The sequence below is a fragment of the Citrobacter sedlakii genome (assembly GCF_018128425.1).
Lineage (GTDB): Bacteria > Pseudomonadota > Gammaproteobacteria > Enterobacterales > Enterobacteriaceae > Citrobacter_A > Citrobacter_A sedlakii.
Genome location: NZ_CP071070.1, coordinates 4538084 through 4559599, shown reverse-complemented (window position 1 = coordinate 4559599; position 21516 = coordinate 4538084). Strand labels below are relative to the sequence as shown.

Annotated in this window: 21 protein-coding genes; 12 read left to right on the top strand and 9 right to left on the bottom strand. The window is 55.0% G+C overall.

The genetic code is table 11. From position 1 onward, the window contains the following. Positions 1-24: 24 nt before the first annotated feature. Positions 25-1284, bottom strand: a complete 1260-nt coding sequence (gene rhaA, locus JY391_RS21545; protein WP_199957756.1) for an L-rhamnose isomerase — start codon at positions 1282-1284, stop codon at positions 25-27. After that, the gene (rhaB, locus tag JY391_RS21540; RefSeq protein ID WP_060570993.1) at positions 1281-2750 is read right to left on the bottom strand and encodes a rhamnulokinase; all 1470 of its coding nucleotides are present in this window, start codon (positions 2748-2750) and stop codon (positions 1281-1283) included. Before rhaB ends, rhaA begins: the two co-directional genes overlap by 4 nt. 302 nt (positions 2751-3052) lie before the next feature. Between rhaB and rhaS the strand changes: the two genes are divergently transcribed. Together rhaS and rhaR are read left to right on the top strand one after the other, a co-directional pair. Next, positions 3053-3889 (top strand): HTH-type transcriptional activator RhaS, encoded by an 837-nt coding sequence (gene rhaS, locus JY391_RS21535; protein ID WP_042292528.1) that lies wholly within the window; start codon positions 3053-3055, stop codon positions 3887-3889. 155 nt (positions 3890-4044) lie between these two features. Continuing rightward, a complete protein-coding gene (rhaR, locus tag JY391_RS21530) occupies positions 4045-4893 on the top strand; it encodes an HTH-type transcriptional activator RhaR (RefSeq protein WP_042292682.1) in 849 nt (282 codons plus the stop codon). Here the strand turns inward: rhaR and rhaT are convergent. Then, entirely contained in the window at positions 4890-5924 is a 1035-nt protein-coding gene (gene rhaT / locus JY391_RS21525) for an L-rhamnose/proton symporter RhaT (RefSeq protein ID WP_181822231.1), read from the bottom strand. The genes rhaR and rhaT overlap by 4 nt on opposite strands. A gap of 287 nt (positions 5925-6211) precedes the next feature. On the opposite strand from rhaT, the gene sodA reads away from it, so the two are divergent. Then, positions 6212-6832 (top strand): superoxide dismutase [Mn], encoded by a 621-nt coding sequence (gene sodA, locus JY391_RS21520; protein ID WP_042292530.1) that lies wholly within the window; start codon positions 6212-6214, stop codon positions 6830-6832. An 82-nt stretch (positions 6833-6914) separates the two neighbouring features. Here the strand turns inward: sodA and JY391_RS21515 are convergent, their stop codons facing one another. Next, positions 6915-7805, bottom strand: a complete 891-nt coding sequence (locus tag JY391_RS21515; protein WP_042292532.1) for a dihydrodipicolinate synthase family protein — start codon at positions 7803-7805, stop codon at positions 6915-6917. 153 nt (positions 7806-7958) lie between these two features. On the opposite strand from JY391_RS21515, the gene yiiM reads away from it, so the two are divergent. Continuing rightward, entirely contained in the window at positions 7959-8630 is a 672-nt protein-coding gene (gene yiiM / locus JY391_RS21510; RefSeq protein ID WP_211934999.1) for a 6-hydroxyaminopurine reductase, read from the top strand. 122 nt (positions 8631-8752) lie between these two features. Here yiiM and cpxA read toward each other — a convergent pair whose 3' ends face one another. Both cpxA and cpxR read right to left on the bottom strand, forming a co-directional pair. Next, positions 8753-10126: an envelope stress sensor histidine kinase CpxA gene (gene cpxA, locus JY391_RS21505; RefSeq protein ID WP_042292539.1), complete on the bottom strand. Its 1374-nt coding sequence runs from the start codon at positions 10124-10126 to the stop codon at positions 8753-8755. Continuing rightward, a complete protein-coding gene (gene cpxR / locus JY391_RS21500; RefSeq protein WP_042292540.1) occupies positions 10123-10821 on the bottom strand; it encodes an envelope stress response regulator transcription factor CpxR in 699 nt (232 codons plus the stop codon). The genes cpxA and cpxR overlap by 4 nt, the downstream gene beginning before the upstream one ends. A 150-nt stretch (positions 10822-10971) precedes the next feature. Between cpxR and cpxP the strand changes: the two genes are divergently transcribed. The 7 genes from cpxP to JY391_RS21465 all read left to right on the top strand — a co-directional run bounded on the left by cpxP (position 10972) and on the right by JY391_RS21465 (position 18640). Next, the gene (gene cpxP / locus JY391_RS21495) at positions 10972-11472 is read left to right on the top strand and encodes a cell-envelope stress modulator CpxP (RefSeq protein WP_042292543.1); all 501 of its coding nucleotides are present in this window, start codon (positions 10972-10974) and stop codon (positions 11470-11472) included. Positions 11473-11620: 148 nt separating this feature from the next. Beyond that, positions 11621-12523 carry a CDF family cation-efflux transporter FieF gene (gene fieF, locus JY391_RS21490; protein ID WP_211934998.1) on the top strand — a complete coding sequence of 301 codons (903 nt, stop codon included), beginning with the start codon at positions 11621-11623 and terminating at the stop codon, positions 12521-12523. Between the two features lie 185 nt (positions 12524-12708). Continuing rightward, complete coding sequence (gene pfkA / locus JY391_RS21485; protein ID WP_042292548.1) at positions 12709-13671, top strand: 6-phosphofructokinase; 963 nt, start codon at positions 12709-12711, stop codon at positions 13669-13671. A 163-nt stretch (positions 13672-13834) separates the two neighbouring features. After that, on the top strand, positions 13835-14824 hold the full coding sequence (locus JY391_RS21480) for a sulfate ABC transporter substrate-binding protein (protein WP_042292550.1): 990 nt from the start codon (positions 13835-13837) through the stop codon (positions 14822-14824). 102 nt (positions 14825-14926) lie between these two features. Further along, positions 14927-15676, top strand: a complete 750-nt coding sequence (locus JY391_RS21475; protein ID WP_211934997.1) for a CDP-diacylglycerol diphosphatase — start codon at positions 14927-14929, stop codon at positions 15674-15676. A gap of 73 nt (positions 15677-15749) precedes the next feature. Then, entirely contained in the window at positions 15750-17054 is a 1305-nt protein-coding gene (locus JY391_RS21470) for an SLC13 family permease (protein WP_042292554.1), read from the top strand. Between the two features lie 113 nt (positions 17055-17167). Further along, positions 17168-18640 carry a DASS family sodium-coupled anion symporter gene (locus JY391_RS21465; RefSeq protein ID WP_211934996.1) on the top strand — a complete coding sequence of 491 codons (1473 nt, stop codon included), beginning with the start codon at positions 17168-17170 and terminating at the stop codon, positions 18638-18640. Positions 18641-18681: 41 nt separating this feature from the next. On the opposite strand, the gene tpiA is transcribed toward JY391_RS21465, so the two are convergent. Beyond that, entirely contained in the window at positions 18682-19449 is a 768-nt protein-coding gene (tpiA, locus tag JY391_RS21460) for a triose-phosphate isomerase (RefSeq protein WP_060571000.1), read from the bottom strand. 111 nt (positions 19450-19560) lie between these two features. Then, a complete protein-coding gene (locus JY391_RS21455; RefSeq protein ID WP_042292561.1) occupies positions 19561-20157 on the bottom strand; it encodes a YiiQ family protein in 597 nt (198 codons plus the stop codon). Positions 20158-20257: 100 nt separating this feature from the next. Between JY391_RS21455 and JY391_RS21450 the strand changes: the two genes are divergently transcribed. Beyond that, on the top strand, positions 20258-20686 hold the full coding sequence (locus tag JY391_RS21450; protein ID WP_181822229.1) for a DUF805 domain-containing protein: 429 nt from the start codon (positions 20258-20260) through the stop codon (positions 20684-20686). Positions 20687-20728: 42 nt separating this feature from the next. Here the strand turns inward: JY391_RS21450 and fpr are convergent, their stop codons facing one another. Next, positions 20729-21475, bottom strand: a complete 747-nt coding sequence (fpr, locus tag JY391_RS21445) for a ferredoxin--NADP(+) reductase (protein ID WP_211934995.1) — start codon at positions 21473-21475, stop codon at positions 20729-20731. Positions 21476-21516: the final 41 nt, after the last annotated feature.

Sequence of the window (21516 nt, the reverse complement as noted above, 5' to 3'; positions counted from 1 at the left end):
GGCCGATCGGGCCTACGATTTGTCTTAACGACGTTGACTGAGGATCGCTTTCTCGTATGCGCGTACGTTTTCCAGCCACTGGCTGCCGGCTGGCGTATCGTGACGCTGGCAGTACATTTCCCAAACCGCCTGCCACGGCAGTGATTTTTGTTCTTCCAGCAGCGCCAGACGCGCGGTGTAATCGCCGCTGGCTTCCAGCTGGCGCAGTTGTTCTGTTGGCTCCAGCAACGCGCGCAGCAGCGCTTTTTTCATGTTGCGGGTGCCGATAACCCATGCCGCGATGCGGTTGATGGAGGCGTCGAAGAAATCGAGACCGATGTGGACGCGGTCGAACAGATTGTGGCGTACGATCTCGCTGGCGATCGCCTGGGTCTCGTCGTCCAACAGCACCACGTGGTCGCTGTCCCAACGGACCGGGCGGCTGACGTGCAGCAGCAGGCGCGGCACGTAAAGCATCGCGGCAGAGATCTTGTCGGAAATCACTTCAGTTGGATGGAAGTGGCCTGCGTCCAGGCACAGCGCGGTCTGGCGGCTGGTGGCATAGCCCATATAAAATTCGTTGGAGCCGACGGTGTAGCTTTCCGCGCCGATGCCAAACAGTTTGCTTTCCACGGCGTCGATGTGATGCGCCGGATCGAGTTTCTCGCTGATCACCTCGTCCAGTGCGTCCAGTAGACGCTGGCGCGGCGCTAAGCGGTCAACGGTAATGTCTTTCATGCCGTCCGGGATCCAGATATTCATCACCGACGGCGTGCCCAGTTGTTCGCCAAAGTAAGCGGAAACGCGGCGGCTGGCCTTGCAGTGATCGATCCAGAACTGACGGGTTTTGTCGTCGGCATGGGAAAGGGTGAAGCCGTCCGCGCTCAACGGATGCGAGAAGCAGGACGGGTTAAAGTCCAGCCCGAGCTGGTTCGCTTTTGCCCATTCCACCCAGTTTTTAAAGTGTTCCGGTTTTATCTGGTCGCGGGAAACCGGGGTCTCCGACTCCAGATAAATGGCGTGCAGGTTCAGGCGCTTCGGCCCTGGGATCAGGCTCAGCGCTTGCTCAAGGTCGGCGCGAAGCTCCGTGGCGTTACGTGCTTTACCCGGGTAGTTGCCGGTGGCCTGAATGCCGCCGGTAAGCGATCCTTCCGGATTTTCAAAACCGGCTACGTCATCGCCCTGCCAGCAGTGCATGGATACCGGCAGACGATCGAGCTGGCGCAGCGCCTCCTCGACATCAATACCTACAGCGGCGAAGCGTTGTTTCGCCAGTTCCCAGGCTTGTTCCAGTTGAGTGGTCATGCGCAAAGCTCCTTTGTCTGTCGTTTTGCGTGAAATTGCGCGACATAGCGGGCAATTTCACTGTCAGGATGAGGGGTAAAAGTCGTCAGGTTATAGTTGGCGGTGACCACCTGGCGGAAGTCATCGACGTTGCTCAGTTCATCTAAGGTCATCAGTTGAATGCCGATATTACCGAGCGTAGAGGCTTCGATCGGACCGGCCATCACGCGGATGCCGCAGGCGTCGGCGCAGAGTTGGTTAAGCAGGGCGTTCTGGCAGCCGCCGCCGACGATGTGTAACTGGGTGAAGGCCTCGCCGCGCAGGGCCGCCAGTTCTTCAAGCACATCGGCGTACAGCAGCGCCAGGCTGTCGAAAATGCAGCGCGCCAGTTCCGCGTCGCTGACCGGTACCGGTTGTCCGGATTCGCGGCAGGCCGCCTGTATTTCCGCGCACATGTCGTCCGGGTTGATAAAGCGATCGTCGTTAGGGTTGATCAGGAAGCGGCAGGCTTTTAACGTCTGCGTTTCGGCGATCAGCGCAGGGAGATCGCCGACCTGGCGTTCTTTCAGCACGCGCTGGAGCAGCCACAGCCCCATGATATTTTTCAGCACCCGGTAACGGCCTTCCGCGCCGCCTTCGTTGGTGATATTGGCCGCCAACGCCGCGTCGTTGGTGTACGGCGTACGGCTTTCAAAGCCCATTAACGACCAGGTTCCCGACGAGAGGTAGGCGCTATGGGTATCGGCCAGCGGAGAGGCGATCACCGCGCTGGCGGTGTCATGACTGGCGACGGCAACCACCGGAATTGCGTTCTTCTGCGGACAAATCCAGTAGCCAATGACATTACCGGGATGCGTAGGGCGGCCAAACCAGGTTTTCTCCGCACCGGTCCAGGCCAGCAGGGTCTCATCCCAGTCGTCGCTGTTGATATTGACCAGTTGGGTGGTGGTGGCGTTGGTGTATTCCCAGTTCATTTCGCCGGTAAGACGATAGCTGAAGTAGTCAGGGATCAGCAGCGCGTGAGCCACTTGCGACACCAGTTCTGGCTGCTGTTCGACCAGCGCGCGCAGTTGGTAAAGCGTATTGAACGGCAGAAACTGGATCCCGCTACGCTGATAAATATCGCCTTTACCGATCTGCGCCTGCGCCAGCGGCATAATGCCGGTGGTGCGGCTGTCGCGGTAGGAGACCGGTAGCCCGACCCGCTGGCCCTGCTTATCCAGCAGGACATAGTCCACACCCCAGGTGTCGATGCCGATGCTGTCAATGCGGATGCCTTCATCGCAAACTTTCTCCAGCCCGAGGCGAATGGCGTCTTCAAGACTGTCGACGTCCCACGTATCAAAACCGTCCTGTTTTTGCAGGCAGTTTACGAAGCGGTGGATTTCACGCAGCGTCAGGGTGCGATGTTCACTGTCATAGCGCGCCAGCATTACGCGTCCGCTGGATGCGCCGAGATCGACAGCGACACAATGGCGAAAAGTCATAGCGAGGTCCTTCTGAGTTTCATTGCGCTCAGTCTAAAAAACCTCGTCATGGCTCACCTTCTTGTTACTGACAGCCATAATTAGCCGCTGGCAAGAAAGCAAAGATGAACGTGATAGCGTTCACAGTTTCCAGTTATACCGCCCCGTTTTCCTGATGTGATGTCGACCGCATTTCCGGATCTTTCCCGCCTTTTCTTGAAAAATTGACGCTGTTTGCTCAGTTTCGTGTCGAAAATTTAAGGTGAGGTTGATAACCCTTAATTACTATTTTGCCATGTTCATTTCATCCGGAAGGGATCATCATGACCGTACTGCACAGCGTGGATTTTTTCCCATCAGGTAAAGCGCCTGTCGCCATTGAGCCCCGGCTGCCACAGTCTGCCTTTCCGGAGCATCACCATGATTTTCATGAAATTGTGATTGTGGAACACGGCACAGGCATCCATGTGTTTAACGGACAGCCGTATACCATTAGCGGCGGCACCGTCTGTTTTGTTCGCGATCACGATCGGCACTTATATGAACACACCGATAACCTTTGCCTGACCAATGTGCTCTACCGTTCGCCCGATGCGTTCCAGTTTTTGTCCGGGCTGGATCAACTGCTGCCCCAGGAACAGGATGGGGCGTACCCTTCGCACTGGCGGGTGAACCAAAGCGTGCTTCAACAGGTGCGCCACCTGGTGGCGCAGATGGAACAACGCGATGAAGAAATGGATCTCCCCGCGCTGGCGAACCGCGAAATTGTGTTTATGCAACTGCTGGTATTACTGCGCAGAAGCAGTCTGATGGAAGGGGCGGAAAATAACGACGCGCGACTGAATCAACTGATGGCGTGGCTGGAAGACCATTTCGCCGAAGAAGTATGCTGGGAGGCGCTGGCTGACCGGTTCTCGCTGTCGCTGCGTACTCTGCATCGTCAGCTCAAGCAGCACACCGGGCTGACGCCCCAGCGCTATCTTAATCGTCTGCGTCTTATCAAAGCCCGCCACCTCCTGCGACACAGTGATGAAAGCGTAACGGACATCGCCTATCACTGCGGTTTCGGCGACAGTAACCACTTTTCGACGCTATTTCGTCGCGAGTTTAACTGGTCGCCACGCGATATCCGTCAGGGGCGCGATGCGTTACTTCAGTAACGCGAATGCAGTCACCGTTTTTTGCTGCGAGATTTGTTAGTAATGATGCAATGATGAGGCCGGATAGCGACGCGTTAGCGTTCTATCCGGCCTGCGTGTCACGCTTTTTGTAGGCCGGGTAAGGCGGTAACCGTCATCCGGCAGGGAAGACTTTGGTGGCGAATCAGTTAGTCCTGTTAAAAAAAGACTTTTTTGCCGGTGATGAACAGGCTGTCGCCGTCGCCGATCGCTATCCGCAGAGCGTGTTTGCTGAACATACCCATGAATTCTGTGAACTGGTAATGGTGTGGCGTGGTAACGGGCTGCACGTGCTCAATGATCGTCCGTACCGGATTACGCGTGGCGATCTGTTTTACATTCGCGCGGAAGACAAGCACTCCTACACCTCGGTTAATGACCTCGTGCTGCAGAATATTATCTATTGCCCGGAGCGGCTTAAGCTGAACCTTGCCTGGGAGAGCGCCATTCCCGGTTTCAACGGTACGCCAAGACAGCCGCACTGGCGATTGGGCAGCGCCGGAATGACCCAGGCGCGCCAGGTGATTAACCAGCTTGAGCATGAAAGTCATCAGCACGATCCGCTGGTTAATGACATGGCGGAACTGTTGTTCGGGCAACTGGTGATGACGTTGAAGCGTCACCGCTACGCTACCGACAACCTGCCAGCCACTTCCAGCGAAACCCTGCTTGATAAACTGATCACCGCGCTGGCGGGAAGCCTTGAGCGCCCGTTCGCGCTGGATGCATTTTGCGATCGGGAAGGGTGTAGCGAGCGCGTGCTGCGCCAGCAGTTCCGCAATCAGACCGGTATGACCATCAACCAGTATCAGCGCCAGGTGCGCGTCTGCCATGCGCAATATTTGCTTCAGCACAGCCGCCTGATGATCAGTGAAATTTCGATGCAGTGCGGGTTTGAGGACAGTAACTATTTTTCGGTGGTGTTCACCCGGGAAACCGGGATGACGCCCAGTCAGTGGCGTCATCTCAGTACTCAAACCGATTAACTGGCCATTCCCAGACCAACGATATTGGCGGCAATAATGATGACCACACAGCCCAGACTCAGTACGCCGACAGGACGACGTCCGGCGTTGTTCCACTCTTTCAGTACCAGTCCGACGATCCCGCCGCAGAGTACGTAGAAGCTCATGTGCAGCATCCAGCTAATGTAGTCGTACTGCGCCGGAATACGCGCGTGGCCCCAGGCGTAAAAGAAGAACTGTAAGTACCACATCAGACCGCCCAGCGCGGAGAGCAGTATGTTGGAGACGATCAGCGGTTTTGCCAGCGAGAAATCGGCTTTTATCGACAGATCTTTTACTTTTGCCAGACGAATAAAGCAGAAGCCAAGGTTAACCAGCGCGCCGCCGCCCATAATCACCACATAGCTTGGCAGAGCGACATACAGCGGGTCGACACCCAGCGCGGCAGCCGCTTCGTGCATCGGTTTTGCAGCGTTCATCGCAAAGGACATCCCGGCAGAGAAGATGCCGCACATCACTGCCAGCAACAGGCCTTTTTTCAGATTGAAATCCTCGGCCTTGATGCCCATTTTACGCTCTTTAAGCTGACCGGCGCGGGTGACGATCGCGACGCCAATCAGGGCCACCAACACGCCCAGCAGCGTCATCCGCCCGCCTTCGGTGTTGATCAGCACATCAAAATTGCCGTTGATGATAGGCGTCATCAGCGTACCGACAATCAGCGTGATGCCAATCGCGATACCAATGCCCATCGACATGCCGAGATAGCGCATTGTCAGGCCATAGTTGATGTTGCCGATACCCCACATGGCGCCGAACAGGAACACGGGCAGCAGAGTAGAAAGATTGAAGGAGCTGAAATAGGCCCAGAAGTCAGGCAACAACATGGCGCTGATGGTCCAGGGCAGGATCAGCCAGGAGACAATGCCTCCCACCGACCACATGGTTTCCCATGACCACTGTTTAACTTGTTTGAACGGGGCATAGAAACAGGCTGCACTGGCCGCACCTATCAAATGCCAAAAGATACCCATCGTAATCGCGTTACTCATCACGTCATCCTCATTGTTTTTATCGTCGGTTTTACCCATCCGACGTCATGAGTTTAAAAAGTGCGCAGATACATAACCTTTTAACGGTTGCCGCAGTCACGGCGTTGATGGCAATCAGGACGTTAACTGAGTGATTTGGCTCACATATCAGGTAAAGTGAGAAAAAAAGATATCCCTACAAAAACTACGGCATTGATAATCATTTTCAATATCATTTAATTAACTATAATGAACCAACTGCTTACGCGGCATTAACACCCAGCCGCTCGACAATAATGGAGATGATTATGAGTTATACACTGCCATCCCTGCCGTACGCTTACGATGCACTGGAACCGCACTTCGATAAGCAGACGATGGAAATCCACCATACCAAACACCACCAGACTTACGTTAACAACGCTAACGCAGCGCTGGAAAGCCTGCCGGAACTGGCCGCGCTGCCGGTTGAAGAACTGATTACGAAGCTGGATCAGGTGCCTGCGGACAAGAAAACGGTTCTGCGTAACAACGCGGGCGGCCATGCTAACCACAGCCTGTTCTGGAAAGGCCTGAAAAAAGGCACCACCCTGCAGGGCGACCTGAAAGCCGCTATCGAGCGCGACTTCGGTTCCGTTGATAACTTCAAAGCGGAATTCGAGAAAGCCGCTGCCACCCGTTTCGGCTCCGGCTGGGCGTGGCTGGTGCTGCAAGGCGATAAACTGGCTGTTGTTTCTACCGCCAACCAGGACTCCCCGCTGATGGGTGAAGCGATTTCTGGCGCATCCGGGTTCCCGATCCTGGGTCTGGATGTGTGGGAGCACGCTTACTACCTGAAATTCCAGAACCGCCGTCCGGACTACATCAAAGAGTTCTGGAACGTGGTGAACTGGGACGAAGCTGCGGCGCGTTTCGCGGCTAAAAAATAATTTGTCTGCCGGATGGCGCGGTGACGCCATCCGGTACGCATCAGCAGGCCCGGTGAGCGAGAGCGCCGCCGGGCCTGTTTTTTTATCTGCCAAAAACGGTATCGATCGTCTGGCATTGTTGCGCATTCAGTTCTCCACCCGCGTTGCGCGACACGCCGGTGCAATAGCCAAACTTGCGCGATACCACTGTTTTAATGGTGGTGACAAAATCCTCGCCGATGGCGTAAATCGACATATAAACGCCGATCTTCTGCTGGATATCGCGCAGGGTGGCGAGGTCGCCCGCCCTGAATGCCTCGCGCGCGCTGACAAACAACTCTGGCATTACGTTGTTCAGCCCGGAAATAATCCCCGCACCGCCTGCCAGCAGGTTAGGAATGTAATATTCGTCATAACCGGACAGTACCGCGAAATCATCGCGTACCGCGCGCGTCGCCTGGATCATGCTGCGGGTATGCGACTGACAGTCGACGGTATCTTTAATGCCGGCGAAGTTCGGGAATTCGCCAGCGAGGGTTGCGACCAGCTCCGGCGTTAAATCGCAGCCGGTACGCGCCGGAAAGTTATAGGCGAACCATTTGCCGCTGAGCTGTTGCCCAAGCTGGCGAAAATACCGCAATAGTTGGGTTGGCGTCTGGCCGTAGTAATACGGCGGCAAAACCATCACCGCGTCATAGCCTGTGAGATACGCTTCCTTCGCCATCAGCAGCACGTCCTGCGTACAGGTTGAGGAGACGTTAGCAACCATTTTTAGCGTGCTCATGGCGCGCGCCTCACGAATCAATAACAGACGCTCTTCTAACGAGAAGGAGGCGAATTCCCCGATACTGCCCATCAGTAAAATGACGTCGATTCTGGCCTCTGTCAGGCGGCTCAGGTGTTGCTTAAGCCCGTTGAGATCGATCTTGCCGTCATTATCCATTGGCGTAATGGAGGGGCACCAGACGCCAGCAAACTGTGTTTGACCTGTCACGTTGTTGACTCCTTATTCTGAAATGGCGTTTCAAAAGACCGTTCATTGATAACATGTCTCTTACTGCATCATGTGAACCGTGCTCTCATTTTTCGCACCCGAGGTAAAATAATTGTGGTTAAATAGAGCAAATTTATCGGGGAGAGGGACCAGATGCGCTATCCAGTAGAGGTATTTACCGGCAAGATTCAGGACTACGCGGGAAACCGCCCCAGTGCGATCGCCAAAATTCAGGTGGATGGCGAACTTAAGCTCACCGAACTCGGTCTGGAAGGCGACCAGCAGGCGGAAAAGAAAATCCACGGCGGGCCGGATCGCGCGCTGTGTCATTACCCCCGCGAGCATTACGGCTGGTGGGCGCGTGAATTCCCTATGCAGGCGGAGCGGTTCGTGGCTCCGGCATTTGGTGAAAATCTCTCAACCGAAGGACTCACCGAAGGGAACGTCTTTATTGGCGATATTTTTCGCTGGGGCGAGGCGCTGATCCAGGTTACGCAGCCTCGTTCGCCGTGTCATAAGCTTAACTTCCATTTCGGCATCAGCGATATGGCAAGCCAGATGCAAAACAGCGGTAAAACCGGCTGGCTGTGCAGCGTGATTGCCGCCGGGAACGTGTCGACGGACGCGCCGCTGGAGCTGGTCTCCCGTATTAGCGACGTGTCGGTGCAGGAAGCCATCGCGATTGCATGGCATATGCCGTTCGATGATGAGCAGTATCATCGTTTGCTGTCGGCGGCAGGGCTGTCGAAAAGCTGGACCAGAACAATGCAGAAACGCCGTCTGAGCGGCAAGATAGAAGATCAGTCGCGGCGTCTGCGCGGCTGAAACCTCTATCGCCATCCGGCAACGAAACGTGCCTGATGGCGTTGTTTAACAGACCTACGGGCATACTACGATGTGCAGGCCGGACAAGGCGTTTTCGTCGCCGTCCGGCACGACAACGTGAGTTACGAACGCTTATACAGCGGCAGCCAGATCACCAGCCGTAGCCCACCGAGCGGGCTGTCTTCGGCTTTCACCCAGCCACGGTGCTGTTGAATTGCAGTTTCAACAATCGCCAGCCCCAGTCCTGTTCCGCCAGATTCGCGATCGCGCGCTTCGTCTGTCCGGTAAAACGGCCGGAAGATTTGTTCCCGGTCTTCTGGGCTAACGCCCGGCCCGTCGTCATCCACTGTGATCGTAATGCCGTCTTTATCCACCGCGAAGCCAACTTCGATCTTCGTATGGGAATAGCGCAGCGCGTTACGAACGATATTTTCCAGCGCGCTTTCCAGCGCGTTCGGGTTGCCATACAGCGGCCAGGGTCCCGGCGGGAAGTTCACCGTGAACGATTTACCCATCTGCTCAGCTTCAAAGGCGGCGTTATCCAACACCTCACCCCACAGCTGATTTGCTTTCATCGTTTCGCTGACCAGCGCGTTTTTCTGCTGATTGCGCGACATCACTAACAGGTCGTTGATCATGCTATCCAGACGCTGTGCTTCGGTCTCGATGCGCTCAAGCTCTTTGCTTTCGCCACTGCGGCGGCGCAACAGCGCGGTGCCCAACTGCAGGCGAGTGAGCGGCGTTCTCAGTTCATGCGAGATATCCGACAGCAGACGCTGTTGGGTGGTCATCATGCGTTCCAGCGCGGTCACCATCTGGTTGAAACTGGCCCCTGCTGCAAGGAATTCCTGCGGGCCAGCTTCCAGCTCCGGATGCTGACGCAGGTTACCCTGGGCCACCTCATCCGCCGCGTTTTTCAGCTTGCGCGCTGGTTTCGCCAGGCTCCAGGCCAGCCACAGCAGCAGTGGCGAACTCACCAGCATGGTGACAATCAACAACAACAATGGGCGGTCAAACAGCAGGTTAATAAAATCGGATTGGGAATTGCTGGCCGGTCGAATCAGGTAAAGCTGGTAGTTATCTTCGCCGTCTCTCACCGAGAACGGCCCTACCATCTCTACGCGACCATACTTTTTCTTCTGCGGATGATCGGCGTTATCCGCCTGACCAATGAAGTTACGAATGATCTGCATTTCACTGCGTTCTGCGCCGATCACCCGTCCTTCGGTGGTCACAAGCAATAACCGCTGTCCCGGCGGCGCCCACTTGTCTATCGCGCGGAACAAGCGACGCCACCACATCAAATCATTGGGTGGATCGTTCGCAAGTTCAGCTTCTACGTGTTGCTCTATCATCAACCCCTGGCGCTGTTCGCTGTCCAGCAGCTCGGTCATTTGTCGCGAGTCGAGCTTGGGCAACATCAGTACCAGCATCAACACCAGCGCCAGCGTCAACCAGAAGATGGCAAAGATGCGCGCGGTTAAGCTCCCTATCATGAAGCGGAGACCATCAGATAGCCGCGACCACGCAGGGTTTTAAACCACGGATGCCCGTCTTTACGTTCCGGCAGCTTGCGGCGCAGGTTCGAGATATGCATATCAATAGCGCGGTCGAAAGGCGTCAGGCGTTTACCCAGCACTTCCTGGCTTAAATGTTCACGCGAGACCACCTGCCCAAGATGCTGCGCCAGCAGGTAAAGCAGGGTGAACTCGGTGCCGGTGAGCTCCAGGGTCTGGCCGTCAAAGCTGGCCTCCTGGCGGCCCGGATTCAGGCTCAGCGCGTCGACTTCCAGCGTCGGCGAGCCGTTATCGCTGCTCTGCTGCTGTTCGCTCCAGTGTGAACGGCGCAGAATCGCGCGGATACGCGCAACCAGTTCGCGGTCGTTAAACGGTTTGGGTAAATAATCATCTGCGCCCAGCTCAAGGCCGAGAACGCGATCCAGTTCGCTGCCGCGGGCGGTCAGCATAATTACGGGGGTCTGGTGTGTCTGACGAAGCGCTTTCAGCGTATCGATACCGTTTTTCTTCGGCATCATCACATCAAGCAAAAGTAAATCGATGCTGTCGTCCAGAAGCTCCAGCGCCTGTTCCCCATCATGGGCAACCAGCACCGTGAAGCCTTCCATTTCGAGCAGTTCCTTTAAAAGGGATGTCAACTCTCGGTCATCATCAACTAACAGGATTTTATTCATTGTTTACGTACCTCCGAGGCAGAAATTACGACATCAAGCGCCGCTAATCCATGACTTTACGTTGTTTTACACCCCCTGACGCATGTTTGCAGCCCGAATCGTAGACTGTCTCTCGTTGAATCGCGACAGAAAAGATTTTGGGAGCAAGTGATGCGCAAAGTTACCGCTGCCGTCATGGCCTCAACGCTGGCACTCAGTACATTGAGCCATGCTGCTGAAGTCGTTACAGGCGATAACTGGCACCCGGGCGAACCTTCGGCGCCGCGCACTGTACAAAGCCATATGTTTGACGGCATAAGTTTAACCGAACATCAACGTCAACAGATGCGAGATCTGATGCAACAGGCCCGGCACGAACAGCCTCCTGTTAATGTTAGCGAAATGGAGACAATGCATCGCCTTGTCACCGCAGAAAAATTTGATGAAAACGCTGTACGCGCTCAGGCAGAAAAAATGGCGCAGGCCCAGGTTGCCCGACAGGTCGAAATGGCTAAAGTCCGCAACCAGATGTATCGCCTGCTCACGCCCGAGCAACAAGCGGTTTTAAACGAGAAACATCAACAACGAATGGAGCAGTTGCGCGACGTGACGCAATGGCAAAAAAGTTCATCGTTGAAGTTATTGAGTAGTAGCAACTCACGTTCCCAGTAACAAACCCTGTTTTCCTTGCCATAGACACCATCCCTGTCTTCCCCCACATGATGTGGGGGTTTTTTTTGCCTGAAAATTGTCATCGTCATATTCCATTACTGTTTATCGCCTTCCGTTATACTACCGGCATGTAAAGGCAGGAGTGTTTATGAATCAATCCTATGGGCGGTTAGTCAGCCGGGCCGCGATCGCCGCGACGGTGATGGCATCGCTGTTACTTTTGATCAAAATTTTTGCGTGGTGGTACACCGGGTCAGTAAGTATTCTGGCTGCGCTTGTCGATTCGCTGGTGGATATCGCCGCGTCGCTCACCAACCTGTTAGTGGTGCGCTATTCGCTGCAACCGGCGGACGATGAACACACATTTGGACACGGAAAAGCGGAATCGCTGGCCGCGCTGGCGCAAAGCATGTTTATTTCCGGTTCGGCGCTGTTTCTGTTTTTGACCGGCATTCAGCATCTGATCACGCCTACGCCAATGAATGAGCCCGGCGTAGGGGTAATCGTGACGATGATCGCCCTGATATCGACGATTATGCTGGTCACGTTTCAGCGCTGGGTGGTGAAACGGACGCAAAGCCAGGCGGTGCGGGCGGATATGCTTCATTATCAGTCTGATGTTATGATGAACGGCGCTATTCTCGTGGCGCTCGGGCTTGCCTGGTACGGTTGGCATCGTGCGGATGCGTTGTTTGCATTAGGGATTGGCATCTATATTTTATATAGCGCCTTACGTATGGGCTATGATGCAGTGCAGTCGTTGCTGGATCGCGCCTTACCCGATGATGAACGTCAGGAAATTATTGAAATCGTGACCTCCTGGCCGGGCGTCAGCGGTGCTCACGATCTACGAACGCGGCAGTCAGGGCCGACCCGCTTTATTCAGATTCATTTGGAAATGGAAGATAATCTCCCGCTCGTTCAGGCGCATTTGGTGGCTGAACAGGTAGAGCAGGCGATTTTGCGGCGTTTTCCAGGGTCGGATGTGATTATTCATCAGGATCCCTGTTCTGTCGTCCCCAGGGAAGGCAAACGGTTTGAGCTTTCGTAAGTGTTGGTAAAAAAAGAGAGCCAGGCCCGCATTTTGTGTATAAATTACCGCCATTTGGCCTGACCTGAATCAATTCAGCAGGGAGCGATTGTTATACTATTTGCATATTCGTTGGATCGTCTCGATGTGCAGAATCGACTTCCGGCAACAGATTTCAATTTACATTCCAAAGTTCAGAGGTAGTCATGATTAAGAAAATCGGTGTGTTGACAAGCGGCGGTGATGCGCCGGGCATGAACGCAGCAATCCGTGGTGTGGTGCGCGCAGCACTGACGGAAGGACTGGAAGTCATGGGCATTTATGATGGCTACCTGGGTCTGTATGAAGACCGCATGGTGCAGCTTGACCGTTACAGCGTGTCCGACATGATCAACCGTGGCGGTACTTTCCTGGGCTCCGCGCGCTTCCCGGAATTCCGTGACGAAAACATCCGCGCCGTGGCTATCGAAAACCTGAAAAAACGGGGTATCGACGCGCTGGTGGTTATCGGCGGCGACGGTTCCTACATGGGTGCGAAACGCCTGACTGAAATGGGTTTCCCGTGCATCGGTCTGCCGGGCACTATCGATAACGATATCAAAGGCACCGACTATACCATTGGTTATTTCACCGCTCTGGGTACCGTGGTAGAAGCCATTGACCGTCTGCGCGACACCTCGTCTTCCCACCAGCGTATCTCCATCGTTGAAGTGATGGGCCGTTACTGCGGCGACCTGACGCTGGCAGCGGCTATTGCCGGTGGCTGCGAATTTGTGGTGGTGCCGGAAGTGGAATTCAGCCGTGACGATCTGGTTGCTGAGATCAAAGCCGGTATCGCGAAAGGTAAAAAACACGCCATCGTCGCGATCACTGAGCATATGTGTGATGTCGATGAACTGGCGCATTACATCGAGAAAGAGACAGGCCGTGAAACCCGTGCAACCGTTCTGGGCCACATTCAGCGTGGGGGTTCGCCGGTGCCTTATGACCGGATCCTGGCTTCCCGCATGGGCGCGTACGCCATTGAGCTGCTGCTGGAAGGCTTTGGCGGTCGTTGCGTTGGCATTCAGAACGAAAAACTGGTGCACCATGACATCATCGACGCCATTGAGAACATGAAGCGTCCGTTTAAAGGTGACTGGCTGGACTGCGCGAAGAAACTGTACTAACGCGTGTACCGCAGACTGCCGGCTGGCAGTCTGCGTTGATCAGACAAAATTCCCCGTTTTTCATATTCCCCCAGGTTATAGCCAATCTTTTTTTATTCTTTAATGTTTGAATACCTTTCTGGCACGCTTTCTTCATCACAACACAACATAAGAGAGTTGGGCGATGAACAAATGGGGCGTGGGGTTAACATTATTGCTGGCATCGACCAGCGTTCTGGCAAAGGATATTCAGCTACTCAACGTGTCTTATGATCCAACCCGCGAGCTGTACGAGCAATACAATAAAGCGTTTAGCGCCCACTGGAAGCAGGAGACGGGCGATAATGTGGTGATCCGCCAGTCTCACGGTGGTTCCGGCAAACAGGCCACGTCGGTGATAAACGGTATCGAAGCCGATGTGGTGACGCTGGCGCTGGCCTATGACGTTGATGCTATTGCCGAACGGGGCCGCATTGATAAAAACTGGATCAAACGCCTGCCGGACAACTCTGCACCGTATACCTCCACCATTGTTTTCCTTGTCCGTAAAGGCAACCCCAAACAAATCCGTGACTGGAGCGATCTGGTCAAGCCGGGCGTTTCGGTGATTACCCCAAATCCAAAAAGCTCTGGCGGGGCGCGCTGGAACTATCTGGCGGCCTGGGGCTACGCGCTGCATCACAACAATAACGACCAGGCCAAAGCCCAGGCGTTCGTGAAAGCGCTGTATAAAAACGTGGAAGTGCTGGATTCCGGCGCACGCGGTTCAACTAACACCTTCGTTGAGCGCGGCATTGGCGACGTACTGATCGCCTGGGAGAACGAAGCGTTGCTGGCTGCCAACGAACTGGGCAAAGATAAATTCGAAATTGTGACGCCTGGCGAATCGATCCTCGCCGAACCGACCGTCTCCATCGTCGACAAAGTGGTGGATAAAAAGGGAACACAGACAGTCGCGGAAGCTTACCTGAAATACCTGTACTCGCCGGAAGGCCAGGCGATCGCCGCGAAAAACTACTACCGTCCGCGCGATGCGGAGGTGGCGAAGAAATATGAAAATGTCTTTCCGAAGCTAAAGCTGTTTACCATTGATGACGTCTTCGGCGGCTGGACGAAAGCGCAGAAAGACCATTTCTCGAATGGCGGCACGTTCGATCAGATCAGTAAACGTTAATCTGCGTGTTGAGCACCGGCCCGGGGCAATTGCCGCCGGGCTTTTTTATTTGTCATCATTTTGCGTTACTCTTGCAGGTCGTTTAGATACAGGGAACGCGTCATGAAAAAAATCGTTTATGGATTGCTGGTACTGCTGGTGTTTGTTGCCGCTGCGGGTGTGGGTTACTGGAAATTTATGCGTAATCCTGACGCATTACGCGACATCGTTTTTGAGCAATGCCTGCCAAACCAACTGCAGCGGCAAAATCCGGCGCCGTGTGCCGAAGTAAAACCCGATGCCGGTTACGTGGTGTTCAAAGACCGCAACGGTCCGCTGCAATATCTCCTGATGCCAACGTATCGCATCAACGGTACAGAAAGTCCGTTACTGACTGAGCCGTACACGCCCAATTTTTTCTGGCTGGCCTGGCAGGCGCGCAGCTTTATGAGCCAGAAATACGGTAAGGAGATACCGGACAGTGCCGTTTCCTTGACGATAAACTCACGTACCGGGCGGACACAGAACCATTTCCACATCCATATCTCCTGCCTGCGTCCCGATGTTCGCGCGCAGTTGGACGCAAATCTCGCGAATGTCAGTTCCCGCTGGCTCCCCCTGCCAGGCGGATTACGCGGACATGTGTATCTGGCGCGTCGTGTGACCGAAAGCGAACTGGCGCAGCGTAGTCCGTTTATGATGCTGGCGGAAGAAGTGCCGGACGCGCGTGACCATATGGGAAACTATGCGTTGGCGATGGCTCGCCAGAGCGATAACGCGTTTGTTTTACTGGCGACGCAACGCAATCTGCTCACGCTGAACCGTGCCTCGGCAGAGGAAATTCAGGATCATCAGTGTGATATTCTCCGCTAGCCCCTGCTAATCTGTCATTTACTCGACCTGCCTGTCCCCGTATTCTTGATGAAAAAAACGACAGGAGACAGGCATGTCGCTCTGGCTTTCGCATCCCCTTTTTCTTCCTTCGCTGGTGATTGGCATCACCATTCTGCTCTGGGCAACCTCGCTGTTGCCGGAGTTCATCACCGCACTGCTGTTCTTTACCGTGGCGATGATGGCAAAGATCGCGCCGCCGGACGTCATCTTCGGTGGTTTTGCTTCGTCGGCGTTCTGGCTGGTGTTCAGCGGTTTTGTACTTGGCGTGGCGATCCGGAAAACGGGACTGGCAGACCGGGCGGCGAGGGCACTGTCTTCAAGATTGACCGACTCCTGGCCGCTAATGGTGGCGAGCGTGGTGCTACTGAGCTACGCGCTGGCCTTTGTGATGCCGTCTAACATGGGGCGCATCGCACTGTTGATGCCTGTCGTCGCGGCGATGGCGAAGCGTGCCGGAATTAAGGACGGAACCCGCGCATGGTACGGCCTGGCGCTTGCTGTCGGTTTCGGCACTTTCCAGCTTTCTGCCACGATCCTGCCGGCTAACGTGCCGAATCTGGTGATGAGCGGCGCGGCGGAAGGCGCATACGGCATCCATCTCAATTATCTCCCCTATCTGCTTCTGCACACGCCGGTATTGGGCTGGTTGAAAGGCGCTTTGCTCATTGTACTGATCTGCGGATTATTTCCAGGCAAGCCTCAGGCGCCGCGCGAATTAACGCCGCCTGAGCCGATGAGTCGCGCCGAAAAACGGTTGGCCTGGATGTTAGCGGTGGTGCTGGTGATGTGGGTTAGTGAGAGCTGGCACGGTATTGGTCCTGCATGGACCGGGCTGGCGGCGGCGGTGATAACTTTGCTGCCGCGTATCGGTTTTATCAGCGGAGACGAGTTTGCCTCGGGCGTGAACTTCCGTACCTGCCTGTACGTTGCAGGCATACTTGGGCTGGCGATGACCGTCACGCAAACGGGGATTGGCGATGCGGTGGGTGAGGCGCTCCTGCACGTCATGCCGCTCGATCCGCAGGCGCCGTTTACCAGCTTCCTCGCATTGACCGGCATTACCACCGCGCTCAACTTCATTATGACCGCTAATGGTGTCCCGGCGCTTTACACCACACTGGCGCAGAGCTTCTCTGAGGCCACCGGTTTTCCGCTTCTGTCGGTGATTATGATCCAGGTGCTGGGTTATTCCACTCCGCTGTTGCCGTATCAGGCGTCTCCGATTGTGGTGGCGATGGCGTTAGGGAAGGTACCGGCAAGGGCAGGCATGTTGCTATGTATCGCACTGGCGCTGGCAACTTATTTTGTGCTGCTCCCATTGGATTACGCCTGGTTCAGCGTGCTGGGGAAATTATAGTTTCATTATGGTGTTAATTTTTTGTTTTGTGAGATGGTGAATTGTTTTATATGGAGCGATGGCGGTTAATAGCGAAGCGCTGATTTGCGCACTGGAAACTCAAGGACAGATTCATGGACAGATTAACCCCCATCCGCTGTTGGCCTGCCATTATCTCGCTTGTGATTACGCTGACAATCTGGTTTGTTATCCCTTGCCCACCTGAGGTCACCCCAGAGGCGTGGCACCTGTTGGCGTTGTTTATCGGCACGATTGCGGCAATTATCGGTAAAGCAATGCCGATTGGCGCTATCGCAGTTGTGGCGATTATGCTGGTGGCAATGACCGGTGTTACCAATCCGGGTAAACCTTCGGCAGCGCTTAATGATGCGTTAAGCGGCTTTTCAAACCAGCTGATCTGGTTAATTGGCCTGTCGATCATGCTGTCGCAAAGTCTGTTGAAAACCGGGCTGGGCGCGCGCATTGGCTACGGATTTATTGCGCTGTTTGGTAAAAGAACGCTGGGTATCGCTTGGGCGCTCACCCTCGCTGAAACGCTGATTGCGCCAGTCACGCCGAGCAATACCGCGCGCGGCGGCGGCATTATTCATCCGGTGATGCGGGCCATTGCGGAAAGCCTCGGCTCGCAGCCGGGAAACAGTGAAAATGGCTCCACGGGACGCTATCTCGCGCTGGTGAACTACAACATTAACCCGATCAGTTCTGCGATGTTTATCACCGCAACCGCGCCTAACCCGCTAATTGTCAGCTTTCTGCTGAAGGGGACGGATGGGGTACTGAATATGACCTGGGGGATGTGGGCTATTGCCGCGCTGCTTCCTGCGGTCGTATCACTGGTCGTGATGCCCATTGTTATCTGGTGGCTCTATCCGCCCGCGATTACGCGCACGCCGAATGCGCCGCAGTTCGCGCGGGAAAAACTGGATGCGCTTGGTCCGCTCTCGCTGGCGGAAAAAATCACCCTGGCGGTTTTCATTTTGTTGCTCTGCCTGTGGGCGGGTGTCCCTGCGATGCTCATGGGCAGCGGCTGGACTGTTAATCCCACCAGTGCCGCGTTAATTGGCTTATCGGTTTTGTTGCTGACCGGCGTATTAAGCTGGGACGATATGCTTAAGTGCCGTGGGGCATGGGATACTATCGTCTGGTTTGCCGCACTGGTGATGATGGCGGATTTTCTCAGTAAGCTGGGTCTGGTGGGCTGGCTGGCGACCAGCGTCGGAAGCGCCATTGACCATCTCGGCGTTCACTGGAGCATCGCGACGCTTTTGCTGATTCTGCTTTACGTCTACTCGCACTACTTTTTTGCCAGCACCACTGCGCATATTACGGCGATGTTTGCTGCGTTCTTCGCCGCGGGATTAGGCCTTGGCGCGCCACCCGCACTGCTTGGGCTGATGCTCGGTTTTTCATCCTCTCTGATGATGTCGCTCACGCACTATGGTACGGGCACTGCGCCTATCATCTTTGGATCGGGCTATGTCACGCTGGCGGAATGGTGGAAAACGGGGCTGGTCATGAGTGTGGTCAATTTGACCATCTGGGGAGTGACCGGCGCCTTCTGGTGGCGCTGGCTGGGTTACTGGTAAAGCGATAGTGACGGGAGGAGAGGTCCTCCCGTCCCGAAAACTTACGCCTGTTTAGCTGCTTCCGCCGCTTTTACGATGACAGCGAAGGCATCAGCTTTCAGAGAAGCACCGCCAACCAGCGCGCCGTCGATGTCCGGCTGAGCGAACAGTTCCGCCGCGTTGGACGCGTTTACGGAACCGCCGTACTGGATGATGACCTGTTCAGCGATTTTCGCGTCCGCTTTGGCAATGTGGTCACGGATAAACTTATGCACCGCCTGTGCCTGCGCAGGCGTCGCTGATTTACCGGTACCGATAGCCCATACCGGCTCGTACGCGATGACCGCGCCTTCGAACGCTGCTGCGCCCTGGGTTTTCAGCACGGCGTCAATCTGACGTGCGCACACTTCTTCGGTTTTGCCTGCTTCGTTTTCGGCTTCGGTTTCACCGATGCACAGAACTGGCGTCAGGCCCTGTTCTTTCAGTACGGCGAATTTTTTCGCGATCAGCTCGTCAGACTCTTTATGGTAAGTACGACGCTCTGAGTGGCCGATAATGATGTACTGCGCGCCGATGTCTTTCAGCATTTCAGCGGAAGTTTCACCGGTGAATGCGCCAGACAGGTTCAGGTCAACGTTCTGCGCGCCCAGAATGATGTGGCTACCGGCCGCGGCCTGCTTCGCCAGATCGATATACATTTCCGGCGGAGCGATCGCAACCGCACAGCCAGCAACGCCTGCCAGCTCTTTACGCAGGTTAGCCACCAGCTCGTTTACCATATGGCGGCTGCCGTTCAGTTTCCAGTTACCCATCACTAAAGGATGTCGCATTGTAATTCTCCACGCTTTGTCAGCGAATTAAGGAAGATGGCCACTCTTGCGAGCAGCATGGTCTGTGAAACAGTATAGAGATTTTCCCCTGAGAGGCTTTGCTTTTTATCACTAATTAAGCCCCTCAAGATCCTCAGATAACGCCAGCTTAATCGGTTCAACCGCGAAGGTCAGCCCCTTTTCGCCGTTATCTGCCACAACATAGCGAATTGCGCCTTCGGTTTCGGCGTAGTAGCGTTTATTTTTTCCTGCGGCGAGCAGTTTTTGCAGCTTTTTCTGGCTTTGTTCTTTGGTCAGCAGTGGTGCGACGGTGCGGATCACGGCCGTCATGTACTCCAGCGCTTTCGCTTTCGCCGCTTTTTGTTCCGGCCCCTGGATCGGCAGCCAGGTGATCTGCATACTCTTGATCTTCAACGTTCCCCGCTCAAGGGCGGTAGAAGCGTACAGATTCTCGTTAATTTTGCTGGCTGCGCGGGTGAGATTGGCTTTATCGCGACTGCTGTCGATAGAACGGAATTCGTTTAACGGAAGCTTTGGGTTCTGTTGGTTAAAGTTTTCGCGAAACTGGCTGATAGAGAGATCAAATGTTGGCGCTCCGGCAAGCAAGTATGGCGCTGTGGGGGCGACCAGAGGCTCCGCCGACAGCGCGGTCACGCTGAACGTCATCGCTGAAAATAACATTAAAAACAGTGAACATCCTGGCTTCATCAATCTTACCTTTCGTTATGACTGCTCACGATTAAAACGATAACCGTCTGGCTTGTCAAAAGGGTAAACTGTCGGCGTTTTCTATTTTAAAGGAACTTACATGACCATACAGCAGTGGTTATTCTCATTTAAAGGGCGTATTGGCCGCCGTGATTTCTGGATCTGGATGGTTCTGTGGCTTGTCGGCATGGTGGTCCTGTTTTCGCTGGCGAGCCAGTCGTTGCTCGATATCCAAACCGCGGCGTTTTGCCTGGTCTGCCTGCTCTGGCCGACGGCGGCGGTGACAGTAAAACGCCTTCACGACCGTGGGCGTTCCGGACTGTGGGCGCTCTTGATGATTCTGGCGTGGATGTTGTTGGCTGGAAACTGGGCAATCCTGCCAGGTATGTGGCAATGGGCGGTGGGGCGCTTTGTACCGACGCTGATTCTTATCATGATGATTATCGATCTGGGCGCGTTTATCGGCACCCAGGGGGAAAATAAGTTCGGCAAAGACACCCAGGACGTTAAGTATAAAGCGGAACGGTAAACAGTAGGCCGGATCCGGCGATGTCGCCCTCCGGCAAAATACTTACCAGTAGTGCTCTGCGGTCATATGACCTGGGCGACGACGCAAGTGTTTGCTCATCTGCCGGGTTTCATTCAACAACTGCTGGGTATCGCGCACCATCTGCGGGTTACCGCAGAGCATCACATGGCTGGTCTCTTTATCTATCGGTAGCCCGATGGCTTTTTCCAGCTCACCGCTTTCAATGAGCGCCGGAACGCGACCGGTTAACGAACCGGCGACGGTTTCCCGACTGACCACCGTCTGGATCCGCAGCTTGCCTTCATACCGTTTTTGCAGTTCCTGCATGAGCGGTAAATAGCTTAAATCGGCGGCGTAGCGCGCGGCATGGACCAGCACCAAATTTTTAAAGCGGTCCAGATCTTTTCCCCACTGCAGAATCGACAGATACGGGCCAATGGCGGTGCCGGTCGCCAGCATCCACAGCGTGTCGCAGTCGGGGATCTCCTCCAGCACAAAGAAACCTGCGGCTTCACTCACCACCAGGACTTCATCGCCGGGCTTCAGCGCCGCCAGACGCGGGCTTAGCTTGCCGTCGGGAACGGTGACGAGGTAAAACTCCAGATCCGGGTTATCGGGGGCATTCACGTAGGAGTAAGCGCGCTGGACTCGCTCGCCGTCAATCTCCAGCCCAAGCTTGGTAAACTGACCGGCGGTAAAAGGATGAACGGGGGCGTGGACGGTCAGACTAAACAGGGCATCGGTCCAGTTCTGTACCTTCGTGACTTTGCCTGTTACCCAATCTGCCATGGTTTTCTCCTGTTCTGATCTCGTCCCTTTATCTTCGTTCC

Bases quoted from the DNA above. Each gene is read 5' to 3' on its own strand.
- rhaA (WP_199957756.1), bottom strand. From the start codon at position 1,284: ATGACCACTCAACTGGAACAAGCCTGGGAACTGGCGAAACAACGCTTC.
- cpxR (WP_042292540.1), bottom strand. From the start codon at position 10,821: ATGAATAAAATCCTGTTAGTTGATGATGACCGAGAGTTGACATCCCTT.
- JY391_RS21480 (WP_042292550.1), top strand. From the start codon at position 13,835: ATGAACAAATGGGGCGTGGGGTTAACATTATTGCTGGCATCGACCAGC.
- rhaS (WP_042292528.1), top strand. From the start codon at position 3,053: ATGACCGTACTGCACAGCGTGGATTTTTTCCCATCAGGTAAAGCGCCT.
- JY391_RS21450 (WP_181822229.1), top strand. From the start codon at position 20,258: ATGACCATACAGCAGTGGTTATTCTCATTTAAAGGGCGTATTGGCCGC.
- JY391_RS21455 (WP_042292561.1), bottom strand. From the start codon at position 20,157: ATGAAGCCAGGATGTTCACTGTTTTTAATGTTATTTTCAGCGATGACG.
- sodA (WP_042292530.1), top strand. From the start codon at position 6,212: ATGAGTTATACACTGCCATCCCTGCCGTACGCTTACGATGCACTGGAA.
- JY391_RS21465 (WP_211934996.1), top strand. From the start codon at position 17,168: ATGGACAGATTAACCCCCATCCGCTGTTGGCCTGCCATTATCTCGCTT.
- rhaB (WP_060570993.1), bottom strand. From the start codon at position 2,750: ATGACTTTTCGCCATTGTGTCGCTGTCGATCTCGGCGCATCCAGCGGA.
- cpxP (WP_042292543.1), top strand. From the start codon at position 10,972: ATGCGCAAAGTTACCGCTGCCGTCATGGCCTCAACGCTGGCACTCAGT.
- yiiM (WP_211934999.1), top strand. From the start codon at position 7,959: ATGCGCTATCCAGTAGAGGTATTTACCGGCAAGATTCAGGACTACGCG.
- JY391_RS21470 (WP_042292554.1), top strand. From the start codon at position 15,750: ATGTCGCTCTGGCTTTCGCATCCCCTTTTTCTTCCTTCGCTGGTGATT.
- JY391_RS21475 (WP_211934997.1), top strand. From the start codon at position 14,927: ATGAAAAAAATCGTTTATGGATTGCTGGTACTGCTGGTGTTTGTTGCC.
- rhaT (WP_181822231.1), bottom strand. From the start codon at position 5,924: ATGAGTAACGCGATTACGATGGGTATCTTTTGGCATTTGATAGGTGCG.
- cpxA (WP_042292539.1), bottom strand. From the start codon at position 10,126: ATGATAGGGAGCTTAACCGCGCGCATCTTTGCCATCTTCTGGTTGACG.
- fieF (WP_211934998.1), top strand. From the start codon at position 11,621: ATGAATCAATCCTATGGGCGGTTAGTCAGCCGGGCCGCGATCGCCGCG.
- pfkA (WP_042292548.1), top strand. From the start codon at position 12,709: ATGATTAAGAAAATCGGTGTGTTGACAAGCGGCGGTGATGCGCCGGGC.
- tpiA (WP_060571000.1), bottom strand. From the start codon at position 19,449: ATGCGACATCCTTTAGTGATGGGTAACTGGAAACTGAACGGCAGCCGC.
- fpr (WP_211934995.1), bottom strand. From the start codon at position 21,475: ATGGCAGATTGGGTAACAGGCAAAGTCACGAAGGTACAGAACTGGACC.